The sequence below is a fragment of the Pseudomonas sp. SC11 genome, from assembly GCF_047039205.1.
Classification (GTDB): Bacteria; Pseudomonadota; Gammaproteobacteria; order Pseudomonadales; family Pseudomonadaceae; genus Aquipseudomonas; species Aquipseudomonas boreofloridensis.
In genome coordinates this window covers 4,977,228-4,994,766 of sequence record NZ_CP178183.1, presented here as the reverse complement: position 1 = coordinate 4,994,766, position 17,539 = coordinate 4,977,228, and the positions used below count along the sequence as shown (strand labels likewise).

Below are 17,539 nucleotides of genomic sequence, written 5' to 3'. Positions count from 1 at the left end.
GCCAAATACAGGAAGCAGGGCATGGGCGGCGAACTGTTCCATCACACACCTTCTGTCAAGGTATACGACAATCGTCGTCTGCCCGTGCGTCAGATCGAGTATTACCGGCGCGAGGCGCTGACAGCCGCCGCCGAGATCCGTATTGCGCGTCACGGTTACGGCCCATCGGGCTTGCCGAGCCAGATGGCTGATCCGCGTTTGCATGCTGCCGGTCGGGCCAATTTCCTGTATCGGCAGGGGTTGGCTCGGCAGACCCTGCGGGTGCAGAGTGCCGATGCCGGTACTCGGCTAACGCTTGACGACTGCGCCGGACGTGCGCTGTTCGCAGTCAATCAGGTGGGCGTCGGCACGGCCGATCAGGACGATTTCACGCAAGCGGTGATGCACCGCCGGGACTATGAGCCGCCGACGCTGGCAGGTCGGCTACTGAGCGTCAGCGAGCAGGTGGTCGGAGCGCCAGCGCGGGTCAGCGAACGCTTGTGCTATGCCGGGCACGCCGCTGCGGACAAAGACCGTAATCTGTCGGGCGATCTGGTGAGTCACTACGACCCTGCCGGGCGGCTCATCACGCAAGGCAAGGCTCTGGTGGGGACGCCGACCTGTGTGTCACGGCAGTTGTTGCGCGAGGCCGACGACGTTGATGTCCACGCCGACTGGCGCGGCGATTCAGCTCAGGATTGGGACCATCTGCTGGACACCGATGCCTACCGCACATGCAGCGGCAGCGACGCCACGGGCAGGCCGCTGTGGTCGCTCGATTGTGCCGGGCATCGGCAGCGCATGGCGTACGATGTGGCGGGCGCGCTTAACGCTACTTGGCTGACGCTCGAGAGCAAGCCTGAGCGCGCCATCGTAGTGTCCGTGGACTACTCGGCGCAGGGCCGCAAGCTGCGCGAGGCCCATGGTAATGGCGCGGTGACGGTTTATCGTTACCAGCCCAGGACCTCTTGGTTGGCGTGCGTTCAGACCAGCCGCCAAGCGGTGCTGCCTCGACGTGTGCAAGCGCTGCACTATCGCTATGATCCTGTCGGCAACGTGATCGGGACGAACAACGACGCCGAACCGACCCGGTTCTGGCGCAACCAGCGCGTCGCCGCCGAGTACGAGTACCGCTACGACAGCTTCTACCAACTGGTCTTCGCCAGCGGTCGGGAGATGGTCAATGTCGGGCGAGAAGGCAATCTGTTGCCTGAGGCGCTGGTACCGCTGCCGGTGGATGACTCGCTCTACACGCGATATACGCGGCGTTTTACCTACGACAGCGCGGGCAACCTGATCCGCATCCAGCACAGCGCGCCAGCGACCAACAATCATTATGTGACGGCAATCACCGTGAGTCCTCGCAGCAACCGCGGTGTGTGGGATGTGCTGTGCGAGGAGCCGGAGGGCGTGCAAGCGCTGTTCACTGCCGGGGGCGAACAACGGGCGTTGCTGCCGGGACAGGCGGTGGTCTGGACGGCGCGTGGCGAGTTGCAGCAAGTGTCAGGAGAGGGCGTGGAGCACTATCGCTATGACGCAGGCGGGCAGCGTGTGCTCAAGGTCTGCGGACAGCGGCAGGGGCGTTCGCTGAAGCAACATCACGTGGTTTACCTCCCGGGCGTGGAGTTGCATCTTGAGTGTGCCGCCGGTGATGTTAAGGAGCGTGTGCACGTTGTGGTGATGGGCAAGGCAGGTAACGCTCAGGCACGGGCCGTGCGTGGCCTGTCGCAAGTGCCGGAGCGTGTCGATAGCGACGACATTCGCTATGGCTATAACGACGTGATCGGCAGTGTCGGGTTGGAGCTCGATGCCGTGGGTGAGGTCATAAGCCGTGAAGCGTTTTACCCGTTTGGTGGAACGGCCAGTTTGGCCGCGCGTCATCAGATCAAAGCAACCAATAAAGCGGTTCGGTATTCCGGGCGAGAGCGGGACGCGGGGGGGCTGTATTACTACGGCTATCGGTATTATCAACCCTGGACGGGGCGTTGGCTGAGTGCGGATCCGGCAGGGGTCGTCGATGGGGCCAATCTATACGCCATGGTGCGAAATAGCCCCGTAACATATTTCGATGCCGCAGGCTTGCTCGCGACGAGCATGAATCTCGATCGAGGGCGAGGTGATCTCGTTTATGGATTGTGCGATCCCCGTCATAACTATCTGAGGGTCGCGATAGAGGGGTATCGAGAGTTGGAGGATGACGCTGCGTTGACCATTGATCACTACAACATAGCCATCGCTAAAGCCGTGCGCATTGAAGCCTTGGTAAAGTTCAAACTGCCAGAGAACGCTTCACCACACCAACTACTAAAGGCGGCAGCTCCGGGCACTCGAAGTTTCGCGGTCGCTCGGGAGACGTTTGGGACCTATGTGCATTGGGACAGCTATCTTACGGCGGGCGAAAAGAATCCGAAGTTTAATATTCCAAGCATCTACGAGAGCGTAGCCACGCAGTGGGGAGCCAGTAGATTTCACTATTGGATACAGGATGATATCGGCCCGTTGTTACTTTGGAAGCGGGGATCCAAACTGGGTCTTCAAATGGCAGCCAATCAGGCAGGACCTAAGATCCACTTTGTCCTTGACGACCTGAGTGAATCGGCCGTTATCAATAAAAGAGGTGAATTCGGATGGTCCATTACAGCCAGCGAGTTGCGCTATGCGTTTCGTAACAGAGCGGCGCTAGCGGGGCAGATTCATTTCTACAAGGGTGGTTGGGAAGTTCCAGCGCCTTGGCACACGGCGCCGTGGCGGTGGAGCGCTTACAAACCGCATTCAGAGCGCAGAGGTCGATATGCACGCTGGCAGTCATTGCGACGCGAACGTAGCTGATGGCGTAACCTTTGATTAAAGCTCCCGGGCAAATGGCAGATCCGGCCCCACCCGCGAACAGGTGATGGCCGCCGCGCGAATGGCGAATTCGAGGAGGTCGTCGATCGCTTCGCGCGTTAGCGCCGCCAGTGCCTGTGGACTGTCCGCGTTCAGCGTGGCCAGACCGCTCAACACTGCCGCCTGAAAGGTATCGCCCGCGCCGACGGTGTCGCGCAAGGGCCGCGAGGTGTCCGCCGGGCGCGTCCATGAGCCCTGCGCCGTGTGCGCGCTGGCGCCGTTCGCCCCGTGGGTGACGAACACCAGCCGACAGCGCGGGTTGAGCCAGCCCCGTGCAACCTCGGCGGGATCGCGCTGCGGGTAGAGCAGGGTCAGGTCTTCCTCGCTGGCCTTGATCAGGTGGGCATGCGCGGCGAATGCCTCGACCTGGCGGCGCCACAGCGCCACGTCGGGCTGCGTGTTCAGGCGCACGTTGGGGTCGAGGCTGATCAGCCGGCGCTCGCTTTCACGCTGCACCAGCGCCAGCAAGCTGTCCGCCACCGGCTGCACCACCAAGGTGTAGGAACCCACATGAATGCCGCGTACCTGAGGATCCAGCACAGGGAGGTGCTCCAGGCGTACCTGACGGTCGGCGCAGCCGTCGCCACGGAACTGGTACTGTGCTGAGCCATCGGCATTCAAGCCGACCATGGCCAGTGTGGTGGGCGCCTCGCTGACGACCAGATGGCTGCAATCGACCTGTTCCTGTTGCAGCACCCGACGCAGTCGCGCGCCCAGGTAGTCGCTGGACAGGCCGCCGAACAATGCCGACTCCGCGCCGAGGCGGCGCAGGCCGACCGCGACGTTGAACGGCGAGCCGCCGGCAATCGCCTTGAAATCCAGCTCACTGCTGCGGGGGTTGTCCGCCTGGCTGAACACATCGAACAGCGCTTCGCCACAAACCAGATACATGAAGGTCTCCGAGCAAACATGAACGCGGGCCGCGCTCAGCGCGTCGGCAGGTGCGCCCGATAACGTTGGTAGGCGGTCTCGAAAGCCGCCTGTTGCGCGGGCTGTGGCTCGGTCCGGGTGCTGGGGTCGAGCGCTACGCAGCGCTCGACCAGCGTCGGCAGGTCGTCCCCGCTGCCCAGTTGACGCCCCAGGCTCCAGGCCGCCTGAATCGCCGCACCGAGCGCTGCGGCTTCGGTCTGGCGCGGGCAAACCAGCGGCACGCCGAGCAGGTCGGCGAGGGTCTGGCGCCACAGCGGGCTCTTCGCCGCACCGCCGACCAGGCGAATTTCCTGGCCCAGCAGGCCGACCTCGCGCAGCAGGTCGAGCCCGTAGCGCAGGCTGAAGCACGTGCCCTCCAGCACCGCCCGGCACAGGTTGGCGCGGGTGAGGTTGGCGCTGGTCATGCCCAGCAGGCTGGCGCTGGCGTCGGGCAGCGCCGGCACCCGCTCGCCATCGAAGAACGGCAGCATCAGCAGTCCGCCGGCACCGATTGGCGCCTGGCCAGCCAGTTCGCCGAATTGCTGCAGGTCCAGTTGCAGCAGGTCTTGAATCAGCGCGCAGGCACCGGTCAGGTTCATGCTGCAGATCAGCGGCAGCCAGCCGCCGGAAGACCCGCAGAAGGTGGCGACTTCGGCCTGGGGACTGATCTGCGCCAGGTCGGTGTGCGCGGCGAGGGTACCGGAGGTGCCCAGGCTCAAGGTGATGAGGCCGGGGCGGATATTGCCCGTGCCGAGGGCGCCGAGCATGTTGTCGCCGCCGCCGCTGGCCACCCAGGTGCTGGCGTCGAGCCCAAGCGCCTGGGCCGCTGCTGTCTGCAACGTGCCGATGCAGTCACCCGACGCCAGCAGTTGCGGGAGCGCCGCCGCCAGGCGCGTGCCGGGTTCGACCAACTCCAGTACATCGGTGGCCCAGGCGCGTTGGCGCACATCGTAATAGCCGGTGCCGGACGCATCGCCCGGCTCGGTGCAGGCGCGGCCGGTGAGCCAGTGATTGAGGAAGTCGTGGGGCAGCAGCAGGTGTTCGGCGCGGGCGAACAGCTCGGGGTGGTGACGCTTGCTCCACAGCAGCTTGGACAGCGTGTAGCCCGGCGCGATCACCAGTCCGAGTCGCTCCAGCGAGCCGGCCGGTCCGCCCAGCGCCGCCAGCAGATCCTCGTTCTCGGCGCTGCTCTCGGTGTCGCACCACAGCTTGGCGGGGCGCAGCACCTGGCCCTGGCCATCGAGCATGACCAGGCCGTGCTGCTGGCCGGAGACGGCCAGCGCGCGAATGGCCGAGCCGGACACACCAGCGCAGGCCAAGGCCTCGGCCACGGCCGTGCGCAAGGCCCGCAGCCAGTCCGCCGGGTCCTGCTCGCGGCGACCCTGCTCGCCCTCGGGCGGGGCATGCGCGGCGCTGCCCAGGCCCAGCACCGCACCGCTACCGGCGTCGAGTACCAGGGCCTTGGTGCCCTGGGTGCCGCAGTCGATACCGAGAAATAGTCCGTCCATTGTCGCGCTCCGTGTCAGTCGCCCAGTACCCGGCGCAGGGTTTCGCTGACGCCGACCTCGCGCAAGCTGTCATACAGACGCTCGAAGGCGACGACGAATTCGCGTGACGCCGGGATGGCCGTGCCGAAGAGGGTCTCGTCGCCCAACACCCGTGCAGCCAGTCCGTCGCGCTGTACCACGCGGGCCTGGCACTGGGCGGCGCGAGGGTCGGGGATAGCGTAGTGGTTGCCCTGTTCGTCCACGCCGCCCAGGTACAGCGCCCAGGCCGCGACCACCAGCGCCACGCGTTCCAGCGGCCGGCCGTCGGCGATCAGGCGGTTGGCGGTGGGCACGATGAACTTGGGGAATTTCGACGAGCCGTCCGAGCACACGCGCTCGAGCTGGTCGGCGATGGCGCGGTTGGCGAAGCGCTCGATCAGTGCTTCCTTGTAGTGCGCCAGTTCGATGCCCGGCACGGGTGCCAGCTGTGGCGTCACATCCAGGTCCATGAAGGTGCGCATGTAGCGGCGCAGGAGTGGGTCGGCCAGGGTTTCGTGGACGAAGCGGTAGCCCTGCAGAAAGCCCAGGTAGGTGAGGGCCAGGTGGCTGCCGTTGAGCAGCTTGATCTTCATCTCCTCGTAGGGCGTGACGTCGTCGGTGAACTGCACGCCGACCTTTTCCCAGGCCGGTCGGCCACTGACGAACTGGTCTTCCAGCACCCATTGCAGGAAGGGCTCGCAGACCACCGGCCAGGCGTCCTCGATGCCGTGCCGCTTGGCCAGTTGCTCGCGGTGGGCGGCGCTGGTCATGGGCGTGATGCGATCGACCATGGCGTTGGGGAAGCTGACGTGGCGGGCGATCCACTCGGCCAGGTCGGCGTCGAGCAAGCGGGCGAAGGCCAGCAGGGCCTTGCGCGCCACTTCGCCGTTGTGCGGAAGGTTGTCGCAGGACATCACTGTGAATGCCGCGTTGCCCGCCTCGCGTCGGCGTCGCAGCGCCTGGCAGAGGAAACCGAACACGCTGCGCGGTTGCTCGGGGCTGGCCAGGTCGTGCTGGATCGCGGGCAACTGGTCGAGGAACTCGCCGGTGCTGTCGTCGATGCAGTAGCCGCCTTCGGTGATGGTCAGCGAGACGATACGGATGGCCGGGTCGGCCAAAGTGTCGAGCAGCGCCGGGGCATCGTCCTCGGCCAGCAGCATGCCGTTGATCGCGCCAATCACGCGGACCTCGGTATCGGCTCCATCGCCCAGCTCGAACAGGGTGTACAGGTGGCCCTGGCTGGCCAGGGCATCGCGCATGGCGCGGTCTTCGCTGCGCAGGCCGGCGCCGCAGATCGCCCAGTCGTGGGCTTCGCCGAGGTTCATCAGGGCGTCGGTGTAGGCCGCTTGGTGGGCGCGGTGGAATCCACCGACACCGATGTGCACGATGCCCTGGCGCAGTTGCGCGGGGTCGTAGGTCGGGCGGGCGACGGTGGTTGGCAGTTGGTCGAGCGTACGCGGGTCGAGTTTCATCGGGAGTTCCTTCAGGCGGCCACTTGCAGGGGTTTGCTCAGCGCCTGGCCCTGGCTGTCGAACAGGTGGCAGTGCTGGGGATCGAGGTGCAGGTGCAGCGGCTCGCCGAAGGTCGGCGCGAAGTCGCCGCGCACCCGTACCGTGAGCATTTCTCCGCAGGCGCTGCGCACGTGGCAGTAACTGTCGCTGCCCAGCCGCTCGCTGACATCGGCGATCACCTGCAGGGCGCCGGGCTCACCGGGGCTGGCGATGTTCAGGTGTTCGGGGCGAATGCCCAGGGTCAGCGGACTGCCGGTGGCCAGCTCGCCGGCGCTCAGCGGCACGTCCAGGCGCGTCCCGCACTCCAGCGCCACTTCGCAGCGCTCGCCATGATTGCGGCTCAGGTGGCCGCGCAGAAAGCCCATCTTCGGCGTGCCGAGAAAGCCTGCGACGAACAGGTTGGCCGGGTGGCGGTAGAGCTCCAGCGGTGAGCCGACCTGCTCGACGCGGCCGCCGTTGAGCACCACCACCTTGTCGGCCAGGGTCATGGCTTCGACCTGATCGTGGGTCACGTAGATCATGGTTGCGGCCAATTCCTTGTGCAGGCGCGACAGTTCCAGGCGCATCTGCACGCGCAGGGCGGCATCGAGGTTGGACAGCGGCTCGTCGAACAGGAAGATCTTCGGGTTGCGCACGATCGCCCGGCCGATGGCCACGCGCTGGCGTTGGCCGCCGGAGAGCTGGCGCGGCTTGCGTTCAAGCAGCGGTTGCAGTTCGAGGATGCGCGCGGCGTCCTCGACCTTGCGGCTGACCTCGGCCTTGGCCACCCCGGCCAGGTCCAGGGCGAACGACAGGTTCTTGCGCACGGTCATGTGCGGGTACAGGGCGTAGGTCTGGAACACCATGGCCAGGTCGCGCTTGGCCGGGGCGGTGTCGGTGATGTCGCGGCCATCGAGCGCAACGGTGCCGCTGCTGACCTCTTCCAAGCCGGCGATCAGGCGCAGCAGGGTCGACTTGCCGCAGCCCGACGGGCCGACGAACACCACGAACTCGCGGTCGTGAACGTCCAGGTCGATGCCTTTGATGATGGCGTGGCCATCGAAGCCTTTGTGCAGGTTACGGATCTTCAGATCAGCCATGTCGAGTGCGCTCCGTGGCGGCAGGGGTTCGATTGGGGATTGGGCTGCGCAGCAGCGGCACTGAGCCGTTTCATTTCACCGCTCCGAACGAAAGCCCGCGCACCAGTTGCTTCTGGCTGATCCAGCCGAAGATCAGGATCGGCGCGCAGGCCAGGGTGGAGACGGCCGAGAGCTTGGCCCAGAACAGGCCTTCGGGGCTGGAATAGGACGCTACCAGCGCGGTGAGCGGAGCAGCGGCCGACGAGGTGAGGTTGAGCGACCAGAACGCCTCGTTCCAGCACAGGATGAGTGACAGCAGTACCGTGGAGGCCAGGCCGCCGCGGGCGATTGGCAGCAGCACGCGGACGATCTCCTGCCAGGTGCCGGCCCCGTCCAGGCGCGCCGCCTCGAGGATGTCCACGGGGATGTCCTTGAAGTAGGTGTAGATCATCCACACCACGATCGGCAGGTTGATCAGGGTGTAGACGATGATCAGCGCCAGGCGCGAGTCGAGCAGGCCGAACTGCTTGGCCAGCAGGTAGATGGGCATCAGCACGCCCACCGGCGGCAGCATCTTGGTCGAAAGCATCCACAGCAAGGTGCGCTTGGTGTGGCGCGACTCGAAGAAAGCCATGGAATAGGCGGCCGGCACTGCGATCAGCATGCACAGCAGTGTCGCCGTGGCCGAGATCAGTACGGAGTTCCAGGCATAGGCGAAGTAGTCGCTGCGCTCGTTGATGTGCAGGTAGTTCTCCAGCGTCGGCTGGAAGGTGAACTGCGGCGGCGTGGCGAAGGCGTCCAGTTCGGTCTTGAAGCTGGTCAGCAGCATCCAGAAGATCGGGAAGAAGATCACCAGGGCGATGCCCCAGCACAGCAGGCCGAGCAGCGCGTCGCGCAGGCGGCGGGTTTGCTTGAGTGTCAGCATGGCGGGCTCCTCAGCTGCGCTCGGTGAGGTTCTTGCCGATCATGCGCACCAGCACGATGGCAGCGACGTTGGCGATCAGCACGGCGATCAGGCCACCGGCCGACGCCATGCCGACGTCGAACTGCAGCAGCGCCTGGTTGTAGATCAGGTAGGCCAGGTTGGTGGACTCGTAGCCCGGTCCGCCGCTGGTGGTGGTGAAGATCTCGGCGAACACCGACAGCAGGAAGATGGTCTCGATCATCAGCACCACGGCGATGGGCCGTGCCAGGTGCGGCAGGGTCAGGTGCCAGAAGATCGCCAGCGGGCCGGCGCCGTCCAGGCGTGCAGCTTCCTTCTGTTCCTGGTCCAGCGACTGCATGGCGGTCATCAGGATCAGGATGGCGAACGGCAGCCACTGCCACGACACGATCAGGATGATCGACAGCAACGGGTAATGCGCCAGCCAGTCCACCGGCTGCGCGCCGAACAGGCGCCAGAGCGCGGCGAGAATGCCGGACACCGGGTGCAGGATCAGGTTCTTCCACAGCAGCGCACTGACCGTGGGCATGATGAAGAACGGCGAGATCAACAGCACCCGCACCACGCCGCGGCCCCAGAACTCCCCAGCCTCCAGCAGCGCGGCGATGAGCACGCCGAAGACGATGCTGATCGCCAGCACGCTGCCCACCAGGGTCAGGGTGTTGAGCGCACCGGGCAGAAAGCCCGCGTCGGTGACGAAGAAGCTGAAGTTCTCCAGGCCGACGAAGTCGTTTTCGCCGGGGTACAGCAGGTTGTAGCGGATCAGCGAAAAGTACAGGGTCATGCCCAGGGGCACGATCATCCACAGCAGCAACAGCGCTACCGAGGGGCTGACCAGGAACCAGCCGGGGCCGATGCGGCGTTTGCCCCGGCGCTCGGGGGCCAGGGTCGGGGTGTCCAGGGCCGACGTCTTCATCACGATTCCTCAGGCGGCAGGCAGGGCGGGCGAGCGTCGACGCGCCCTGGCGGGCGCGCCGACGGATCCGTTCGGACTACTTGGGGTAGCCGGCGCGTTTCATCTCGCGTTCGGTGGAGGCCTGGGCGGCGGCCAGTGCCTGCTCGGGCTTCATCTGCCCGGTCAGGGCAGCGGCGAACAACTTGCCGACCTGGGTGCCGATGGCCTGGAACTCAGGGATGGTCACCAACTGGATGCCCACATAGGGCACCGGCTTGAGGGTGGGGTTGTTGGGGTCCACCCGCTTGAGCGACTCCAGGGTCACCTTGGCGAACGGCGCAGCCTGCAAGTACGCCTCGCTGTAGGTGGAGGCGCGGGTGCCGGGTGGCACGTTGGCCACACCGTCCTTGTCGGCCACCAGTTGGGCGTAGGCCTGTGAAGTGGCCCAGGTGCTGAAGGCCTTCGCCGCGTCCTTGGACTTGGAGCTGGTGGGGATCGCCAGGGCCCAGGAGTACAGCCAGCTCGCGCCTTTGTCGGTGACTTGCTTGGGGGCGAAGGTGAAGCCGGTGACATCGGCCACCTTGCTCTGGGATTTGTCGGTGACGAACGAGCCGGCGACGCTGGCATCGACCCACATCGCGCACTTGCCGCTGTTGAACAGCGCCAGGTTCTCATTGAAGCCGTTGCTCGACGCGCCGGGCGGCCCGTAGTGCTTCATCGTGTCGACGTAGAAGTTCAGCGCTTGGGTCCATTCGCTGCCGGTGAACTCCGGCTGCCATCGTTCGTTGAACCAACGTGCGCCGAAGGCATTGGCCAGCGTGCCGATCAGGGCCATGTTCTCGCCCCAGCCGGCCTTGCCGCGCAGGCAGATACCGTACTGGCCGTCCTGGGGCTTGTTGAGCTTGGCGGCGAACTCGCCCAGTTGGGTCCAGGTCGGCTGCTCGGGCATGCTCAGGCCGGCCTGCTGGAACAGATCCTTGCGGTAGTAGGTGATCGAGGCTTCGGCGTAGAAGGGCAGGGCGTAGAGCGTGCCCTTGACCGAAAGGCCGTCGCGCACCGAGGGGAAGACGTCATCGAGATGGTAGTCGTCCGGCAGGTCCTGCATCGGCTCCAGCCAGCCCTTGGCGCCCCACAACGCGGCTTCGTACATGCCGATGGTGAGCACGTCGAACTGCCCGCCCTGGGTAGCGATGTCGGTGGTCAGCCGCTGGCGCAGCACGTTTTCTTCGAGCACCACCCACTTCAGCGCGATGTCCGGGTGCTGCTGTTCGAACACCTTGGACAGACGCTGCATGCGGATCATGTCGCTGTTGTTGACGGTGGCGATGGTCAGGGTTTCAGCGGCCTGGGCCAGTGGCATCAGGCCGAGGCAGGCGACGGCCAGGCAGGCCTTGATCGAGTCGTTCATGCGGTGAACTCCCCTCCCGGACCGCAGGACGGCGCAGGAGACATTATTGTTTTTGTCATGCTCGCCACCGATTACACCTGTGACGGGATTCAGCGACAAAGCCTGGCCTGCACCCTGACCGATACTTTTTTGCTGTGCGTCATTGGCGCGTGGTGTGCTGCCAAACAGCTCGCGCTCAGGCTCAGGCGCGGTTTTGCTCGGTCAGGCGCTGGGTCACCAGGCTGCGGTAGCCGGAGGGGGTCATGCCCTTGAGCTGCTGGAAGCGCCGATTGAAATTGGACAGGTTGCTGAAGCCCGACTCGAAGCACACCTCGGTCACCGGCAGCTCGCTGCGCGCCAGCAGTTCGCAGGACTTGCTGACCCGCAGGCGGTTGACGAACTCGACGAACCCCCGGCCTGCGGCCTGCTTGAAGAAGCGCGAGAAGTAGGTGGTGGTCATGCCCAGGTGCTCGGCCACTTCGCGTTGCGTGAGGTCCTGGGCGTAGTGCTCGAAGATGTAGTCCACGGCCCGGTTGATGCGGTCGACGTTGTGCTCGTCGGCCAGGTGCGAGGAGGTGACGGTGGACAGCAGTTGGTAGTCGTCGCAGGCCGCGAGTTTTTCCATGAGGATAAAAAAGTATCCCAGGCGGGCCATGCCCCGGCTGTCGGCGATGCATTGCAGCAACAGCCGGCTCTGGTCGATCAGCACCGGGTCGCGGAACTCGATGCCGTAGCTGGCGCGGGCCAGCAGGGGCGCCAACTGGTTCAGCTCGGAGAACACCTGGCTGCCGTGTTCGAGCACCTCTTCGGTGAAATTGACCAGCATGTCGCGGGTGTCCACCACCTCGTCGGCAGTCACCTGGCTGATCCAGTTGTGCGGCAGGTTGGGGCCGGTGAGGAACAGGGTGCCGGGCGCGAAGTTGCCGATGTAGTCGCCGATGAACACCTTGCCGGCGCTGGCGACGATCAGGTGCAGCTCGTATTCCTTGTGGAAATGCCAGCGCACCAGCGGGCTGGGAAAGCCATGCTGGCGGTAGATCAGCGAGTGGCCTTCATGGTCGTCCATCAGTTCGTAGGAGGGGTCGATGACTTTACTGGCTTTGGGCATGGTCAGTGCTTCGAGCGGGGATGAAGGGATCATCGTAGCCAACAATGGCGCCGAGCGCTGGCAGCACGCACACAGGGACGCGGCGATTGGGTAAACTCCCCGGCCATGACGCCCCTACGCTACTTGCAAGCCTACCCGCCGCATCTGCAGGAACAGGTCCGCCAACTGATCGCCCGCGATCGCCTGGGCGACTACCTGCAGCAGCGCTATGCGCAGCGCCACGACGTGCAGAACGACAAGGCGCTGTACCTCTACGCCCAGGACCTGCGCCAGCAGTTCCTGCGCAGCGCGCCGCCGCTGGACAAGGTGCTCTATGACAATCGCCTGGACCTCACCCACCGCGCCCTGGGGCTGAACACCGCGGTGACCCGGGTGCAGGGCGGCAAGCTCAAGGCCAAGAAGGAAATCCGCATTGCGTCGCTGTTCAAGGACGCAGCGCCGCAGTTCTTGCGCATGATCGTGGTCCACGAACTGGCCCACCTGCGCGAGCGCGACCACAGCAAGGCGTTCTACCAACTGTGCCAGCACATGGAGCCGGACTACCATCAGCTGGAATTCGACCTGCGTGTCTACCTGACCTGGCGTGAACTGCCGGGTATCGCCTGAGGCTCCCGAGCATGGACGTAAGCAAGACCAAGAGCAGTTTCTACCGCCGGCTGTACGTCGCCTGGCTGATCGACAGCCAGACCGCGACCAGCGTGCCGGCACTGATGGAGGCCACCGGCATGCCCCGGCGCACCGCGCAGGACACCCTCACCGCCCTGGCCGACCTGGACATCGTCTGTGAATTCGAGCAGCTAAGCGGCGCGCGCAACCATGCCGGGCAGTACCGCATCCGCGACTGGGGGGCGATCGACAAACAGTGGATCGAAGCCCATCTGGCGCACATCCGTCAGGTGCTGGGCTATCCCTGAGGCGCGAGCAGCGTTCGCCGTCGCGCAGCGCCAGCGCCGCTCAGCGATTCGGCCAAAATAGAGGCTAAATGACATTATTGCCTGCTGCCGTCGGCGGTCGGCTTTGTGTACCCTCGAGCCATCGGCTGCGATCCCTCCAGACCGCGAGAGGTACTGTGCATGCGCTCACTGCTTGGCGTTGTGGGGTTGATCGCGGTGTTGGCGATGGCACCTGCCGTGGCCCAGCCGACGTTGCGCCTGGTGGCCGATAAATGGCCGCCGTTCTCCGACAGCAGCTTGCCCGGCGGCGGCCTGGCGACCGGTCTGGTCAGCGCGGCGCTGGCGCGCGCCGGGTATGCCAGCGAATTCGAGGAAGTGCCGTGGGCCAGGGCGCTGATGGGCGTGGGCGAGGGCCGCTACGACGTGCTGATCAACGCCTGGTACACCGAATCGCGTACCCAACTCGGTGAATTCTCCAGCCCTTACCTGAGCAACCGCATCCGCCTGCTCGGGCGCAAGGATCGACCCTTCAGCTTCACCCAGTTGGCCGACCTGTACCCCTACAGCATCGCCGTGGTGCGTGACTATGCCTATTCCCCGGCCTTCGACAGCGACAGCCGACTCGACAAGGTGCCGGTGCGCAGCTTCTCGTCGGCCATCCGCATGCTGGCTGCCGGCCGGGTCGACCTGGCGGTGGAAGACGAACTGGTGGCGCGCTACCTGCTGCAACACGAGCCGCCCGAGGTGCGCGGGCAGGTGGACTTCGTCGCCCAGCCCCTGGGCGAGAACAGCCTGCACATACTGGTCAGCCTGAAGAACCCGCAGCATGACCAGATCGTCCAGGGTTTCGACCGCGCGATCCAGGCGATGAAGGCCGATGGCAGCTACGCGCGGATCATGCGCCAGTACGGCTTCTGACGCGCCGGCACCTCAGGCCGGCTCGCTGTCCTTGATCAAATGCGCCGCCAGCGTGCGCAGCGGTCCCAATTGCCTGCAGATCAACGCCAGTTGCGACTGCACCAGGCGCTGGTGCTCGTCCAGCTCTTCGGGCATCTGCTCCAGTTGCTGGGCCAGGGCCTCCTCCGCGTCGCTGTGGATGGCCACCGGCGAGCGCGCCGCCAGGCCGCTGGCGATCTCGTCGAGGCTGCGCGCCAGGCTGCTGCCCACGCCATCGATCAACTGCTCGTGCACCTCGGCGGGCAATGCCGTGTCGCGGTGCGCGCCGAGGCCCGACAGGTAGCTGAGCAGGGTGTGCGAGAGCACCAGGAAGCGGAAGCCCACGTCGGCTTCCTTGCGAAAGTGCCCGGGCTCCATGAGCATGTTCGACAGCGTGGTCGACAGCGCCGCGTCGGCGTTGTGCGCGTTACGGCGGGCCAGGCGGTAGGCCAGGTCGTCGCTCTTGCCCACGGCGTACTGCTGCATGATCTGGCGCAGGTACTCGCTGGCGCAGCTCAGGGTGTTGGCCAGCACCTTGTTCAGGCGCCGTCCCTGCCAGTCGGGCAGGAACAGGAACACCGCGAGGATGGCGATCAGGCTGCCGACCAGGGTATCGAACAGGCGCGGCAGGAACAGCCCGTAGCCATCGCCGATCTGGTTGAAGCAGAACAGCACCATCAGCGTGATCGCCGCCGTGGCCAAGGTGTAGCGGGTGGTGCGGTTGACGAAGAACACCACACCGGCCACCACCGCGAACAGCGATTGCACCACCGGGTTGGGGAACAGGTCGAACAGCGCCCAGCCCACCGTCAGGCCGATGGCGGTGCCGAAGATCCGCTGCACCAGCTTGCGTCGGGTCGCGCCGTAGTTGGGCTGGCAGACGAACAGCGTGGTGAGGATGATCCAGTAGCCCTGTGTGGGGTGGATCAGGTGCACCATGCCGTAGCCGATCGACAGTGCCAGCGGCAGGCGCAAGGCATGGCGGAACAGCAGCGAGGTGGGGGTGAGCTGGGTGCGCAGGCGTTTCCAGACTTCCTTGAAGGTGCGCGGCGAGCGGTCCAGCAGGCTGCTGTCGCTGGCGGCGACCAGGCTGTCGGGGTTGCTCGCCGCACCGAGCAGGCGATCGAGGGTCGCCAGGTTCGCCGCCAGGGCGCGCAGCGAGCGCAACAGGCCGCGCCAGGCCGGGTTGTTCTGCTGGCGCAGGTACTCCAGCGAGGCGTTGAGGTCTTCCAGGGCCTCGGGGTAGCCGCTGGCGAGCACGAACGGCTGGCGCAGGCGGATCGAACGGGCCAGTTCCTGACAGGAGGAGCCCTGTTTGCGCAGCAGGCGTTGGCAGCGGAACATCACGTCGCTGTGGAAGAACGTCTCGCTCAGGGCGTTGTAAGGGTAGTGCGAGGCGCTGACCCGCTCATGGATGTCCTGGGCCAGGAAGTACAGTTTCAGGTAGCGGCTGACCTTGGAGTTGGGCTGGCTGTTGCCAACCCGGTGCAGGATGATTTCCTTGGCGGTGTTCAGCGCCGCGACCACCCGGCCATTCTGCTTGGCCAGCTCCAGGCGCGTGGCTTCGACATCCAGGGTGCGCACCGGCTCGAACAGGCTGGCCTTGAGCTTGAGGTAGCTGCCCAACTCGAAGAACAGCTTGGCCAGGCTCTGCTGCACCGGCTGGTTGGAGAACAGCGCCTGCCACAGCACCGAGAGCAGGCCGTACCAGGCCGCGCCGGCCACCAGCAGCAAGGGTTCGTGCCAGAAGTCGCTGACCTGGCCGCCGCGCTGGTCGACGCCGATCATGGTGTACACCGACAGGATCAAGGTCGCCGAGGCGATCGCGCCATAGCGCTCGCCCAGGGCGCCGAGCATGGTCAGGCCGAAGGCGGCCAGGGCCAGCGAGACGACGAAGATCCAGGGGTAGGGGAACAGCAGCTCGACCGCCAGGGCGGCGATGGCGAAGCACACCAGGGTCACGGCCAGGGCGCTGAGGCGGCCTTGCCAACCGTCGTCGGTCTCGGCCAAGGCGCTGGCGATGATGCCCAGGAACAGCGGGATGAGCAGGCTCATCTCGTTGTGGTACCAGCACCAGGCCATGGAGCCGGTCAGGGCGATGGTCACCCGGATGGCGTAGCTGAACTTGTCCTGGCCCCACAGGCGACGCAATGAATGGCGCAACGAACTCGATGACATAGTGGCCCTGGGCTGTGAGCGAGAGGGAGTTCTGATCGGGTTCGGGGCCGCACAGCGGCCCCGGAAGTAGCCTTGCACGATCCAGCAATAACCGTTCCGTGCGCAGCGGATTCTACCTCAGACGAACTGCGCCGCGGCGTTGGCCGAGGCCCAGGCCCACTGGAAATTGAAGCCGCCCAGGTGGCCGCTGACATCCAGCACCTCACCAATGAAGTACAGCCCCGGACTCTTCAACGACTCCAGGGTCTTGGACGACACTTCGCGGGTGTCCACGCCGCCCAGGGTCACTTCCGCCGTGCGATAGCCCTCGGTGCCGGCCGGCACCACCTGCCAGGCCGACAGCTTTTCGGCGATCTGCGCCAGTTCCGCCGGGGTGTACTGCTTCAACGGCCTGGAGACGAACCACTGCTCGGCCAGCAAGTTCGCCAGCTTGCGGGTGAATACCTCGGCCAGCACGGTCTTGAGCTCGCTGTTGGGGCGCTCGGCCTGCTGTTGTTGCAGCCATTGCAGCGCGTCGTGGTCGGGCAGCAGGTTGAGCTCGACGGTGTCGCCGCTTTCCCAGTACGAGGAAATCTGCAGGATCGCCGGGCCGCTCAGGCCACGGTGGGTGAACAGCAGGTTTTCGCGAAAGCTCACGCCATTGCACTGGGCGATGCAGTCCAGCGAGGTGCCGGACAGCTCGCTGCACAGTGCCTTGAGTTGGGGCTCGGTGACGGTGAACGGCACCAGCGCAGCGCGCGTCGGCAGCAGGGTGTGGCCGAACTGGCGGGCGACCTGGTAACCGAAGCCGGTGGCGCCCAAGGTCGGGATCGACAGGCCGCCGGTGGCGATCACCAGCGACTGGCAGGCGAACGGTCCGGCGCTGGTGTGCAGGCGGTAGCCGTCGTCGGTCTTGTCGATCCGTTCGATCTGCGTGTTCATGCGCAGCTCGGCACCGGCGGCGTCGCACTCGGCCAGGAGCATGTCGAGGATGTCGCTGGACTTGTTGTCGCAGAACAGTTGGCCGAGCTTCTTCTCGTGGTACGGCACGCCGTGGCGGGCCACCAGTTCGATGAAGTCCCACTGGGTGTAGCGGGCCAGGGCCGACTTGCAGAAGTGCGGGTTCTGCGACAGGAAGTTGGCCGGCTCGGTGTACATATTGGTGAAGTTGCAGCGCCCGCCGCCGGACATGAGGATCTTCTTGCCGGGCTTGTTGGCATGGTCGAGCAGCAGCACGCGGCGACCGCGGCGCGCGCTGAGGTGTGCGCACATCAGGCCGGCGGCGCCAGCGCCAATGATGATCACGTCGGTGGAGTGCACGGTGTGAACCTGTCTGGAGTCGAAAAGGGAG

General features: G+C 65.6%; 14 protein-coding genes. 4 read left to right on the top strand and 10 right to left on the bottom strand.

The window, feature by feature from the left end:
- Positions 1 to 21: 21 nt before the first annotated feature.
- Entirely contained in the window at positions 22 to 2,808 is a 2,787-nt protein-coding gene (locus ACK2SD_RS22265) for an RHS repeat-associated core domain-containing protein (protein WP_412460865.1), read from the top strand.
- Between the two features lie 15 nt (positions 2,809 to 2,823).
- Here ACK2SD_RS22265 and ACK2SD_RS22260 read toward each other — a convergent pair whose 3' ends face one another.
- The 8 genes from ACK2SD_RS22260 to ACK2SD_RS22225 form a co-directional block, all read right to left on the bottom strand.
- Positions 2,824 to 3,756, bottom strand: a complete 933-nt coding sequence (locus ACK2SD_RS22260; RefSeq protein WP_412460864.1) for a carbohydrate kinase family protein — start codon at positions 3,754 to 3,756, stop codon at positions 2,824 to 2,826.
- Positions 3,757 to 3,791: 35 nt separating this feature from the next.
- Positions 3,792 to 5,282: a xylulokinase gene (gene xylB / locus ACK2SD_RS22255; protein WP_412460863.1), complete on the bottom strand. Its 1,491-nt coding sequence runs from the start codon at positions 5,280 to 5,282 to the stop codon at positions 3,792 to 3,794.
- A 14-nt stretch (positions 5,283 to 5,296) separates the two neighbouring features.
- A complete protein-coding gene (locus tag ACK2SD_RS22250) occupies positions 5,297 to 6,772 on the bottom strand; it encodes a mannitol dehydrogenase family protein (protein WP_412460862.1) in 1,476 nt (491 codons plus the stop codon).
- Between the two features lie 11 nt (positions 6,773 to 6,783).
- Positions 6,784 to 7,890, bottom strand: coding sequence for an ABC transporter ATP-binding protein (locus ACK2SD_RS22245; protein ID WP_412460861.1), 1,107 nt, complete (start codon positions 7,888 to 7,890; stop codon positions 6,784 to 6,786).
- Between the two features lie 70 nt (positions 7,891 to 7,960).
- Positions 7,961 to 8,794: a carbohydrate ABC transporter permease gene (locus ACK2SD_RS22240; protein WP_412460860.1), complete on the bottom strand. Its 834-nt coding sequence runs from the start codon at positions 8,792 to 8,794 to the stop codon at positions 7,961 to 7,963.
- Between the two features lie 10 nt (positions 8,795 to 8,804).
- A complete protein-coding gene (locus tag ACK2SD_RS22235; RefSeq protein ID WP_039582788.1) occupies positions 8,805 to 9,728 on the bottom strand; it encodes a carbohydrate ABC transporter permease in 924 nt (307 codons plus the stop codon).
- 76 nt (positions 9,729 to 9,804) lie between these two features.
- Positions 9,805 to 11,115, bottom strand: coding sequence for an ABC transporter substrate-binding protein (locus tag ACK2SD_RS22230; protein ID WP_412460859.1), 1,311 nt, complete (start codon positions 11,113 to 11,115; stop codon positions 9,805 to 9,807).
- A gap of 181 nt (positions 11,116 to 11,296) precedes the next feature.
- Positions 11,297 to 12,202 (bottom strand): AraC family transcriptional regulator, encoded by a 906-nt coding sequence (locus tag ACK2SD_RS22225; RefSeq protein WP_412462354.1) that lies wholly within the window; start codon positions 12,200 to 12,202, stop codon positions 11,297 to 11,299.
- A gap of 105 nt (positions 12,203 to 12,307) precedes the next feature.
- On the opposite strand from ACK2SD_RS22225, the gene ACK2SD_RS22220 reads away from it, so the two are divergent.
- From ACK2SD_RS22220 to ACK2SD_RS22210, 3 genes are all read left to right on the top strand, one after another.
- Entirely contained in the window at positions 12,308 to 12,808 is a 501-nt protein-coding gene (locus ACK2SD_RS22220) for a M48 family metallopeptidase (RefSeq protein WP_029614202.1), read from the top strand.
- Between the two features lie 11 nt (positions 12,809 to 12,819).
- Complete coding sequence (locus ACK2SD_RS22215) at positions 12,820 to 13,116, top strand: winged helix-turn-helix domain-containing protein (RefSeq protein ID WP_039582792.1); 297 nt, start codon at positions 12,820 to 12,822, stop codon at positions 13,114 to 13,116.
- 159 nt (positions 13,117 to 13,275) lie between these two features.
- Positions 13,276 to 14,013, top strand: coding sequence for a substrate-binding periplasmic protein (locus tag ACK2SD_RS22210; protein WP_412460858.1), 738 nt, complete (start codon positions 13,276 to 13,278; stop codon positions 14,011 to 14,013).
- A 12-nt stretch (positions 14,014 to 14,025) separates the two neighbouring features.
- On the opposite strand, the gene yccS is transcribed toward ACK2SD_RS22210, so the two are convergent.
- Positions 14,026 to 16,209, bottom strand: coding sequence for a YccS family putative transporter (gene yccS / locus ACK2SD_RS22205; protein ID WP_304484429.1), 2,184 nt, complete (start codon positions 16,207 to 16,209; stop codon positions 14,026 to 14,028).
- 117 nt (positions 16,210 to 16,326) lie between these two features.
- The gene (locus ACK2SD_RS22200) at positions 16,327 to 17,508 is read right to left on the bottom strand and encodes an NAD(P)/FAD-dependent oxidoreductase (protein WP_412460857.1); all 1,182 of its coding nucleotides are present in this window, start codon (positions 17,506 to 17,508) and stop codon (positions 16,327 to 16,329) included.
- Between the last annotated feature and the right edge of the window lie 31 nt (positions 17,509 to 17,539).

What these genes read in the sequence shown, in the direction of transcription:
- ACK2SD_RS22225 (WP_412462354.1), bottom strand. Translation starts at nt 12,202, where the DNA reads ATGCCCAAAGCCAGTAAAGTCATCGACCCCTCCTACGAACTGATGGAC.
- ACK2SD_RS22240 (WP_412460860.1), bottom strand. Translation starts at nt 8,794, where the DNA reads ATGCTGACACTCAAGCAAACCCGCCGCCTGCGCGACGCGCTGCTCGGC.
- ACK2SD_RS22260 (WP_412460864.1), bottom strand. Translation starts at nt 3,756, where the DNA reads ATGTATCTGGTTTGTGGCGAAGCGCTGTTCGATGTGTTCAGCCAGGCG.
- ACK2SD_RS22250 (WP_412460862.1), bottom strand. Translation starts at nt 6,772, where the DNA reads ATGAAACTCGACCCGCGTACGCTCGACCAACTGCCAACCACCGTCGCC.
- ACK2SD_RS22245 (WP_412460861.1), bottom strand. Translation starts at nt 7,890, where the DNA reads ATGGCTGATCTGAAGATCCGTAACCTGCACAAAGGCTTCGATGGCCAC.
- xylB (WP_412460863.1), bottom strand. Translation starts at nt 5,282, where the DNA reads ATGGACGGACTATTTCTCGGTATCGACTGCGGCACCCAGGGCACCAAG.
- ACK2SD_RS22235 (WP_039582788.1), bottom strand. Translation starts at nt 9,728, where the DNA reads ATGAAGACGTCGGCCCTGGACACCCCGACCCTGGCCCCCGAGCGCCGG.
- ACK2SD_RS22215 (WP_039582792.1), top strand. Translation starts at nt 12,820, where the DNA reads ATGGACGTAAGCAAGACCAAGAGCAGTTTCTACCGCCGGCTGTACGTC.
- ACK2SD_RS22210 (WP_412460858.1), top strand. Translation starts at nt 13,276, where the DNA reads ATGCGCTCACTGCTTGGCGTTGTGGGGTTGATCGCGGTGTTGGCGATG.
- ACK2SD_RS22265 (WP_412460865.1), top strand. Translation starts at nt 22, where the DNA reads ATGGGCGGCGAACTGTTCCATCACACACCTTCTGTCAAGGTATACGAC.
- ACK2SD_RS22230 (WP_412460859.1), bottom strand. Translation starts at nt 11,115, where the DNA reads ATGAACGACTCGATCAAGGCCTGCCTGGCCGTCGCCTGCCTCGGCCTG.
- yccS (WP_304484429.1), bottom strand. Translation starts at nt 16,209, where the DNA reads ATGTCATCGAGTTCGTTGCGCCATTCATTGCGTCGCCTGTGGGGCCAG.
- ACK2SD_RS22220 (WP_029614202.1), top strand. Translation starts at nt 12,308, where the DNA reads ATGACGCCCCTACGCTACTTGCAAGCCTACCCGCCGCATCTGCAGGAA.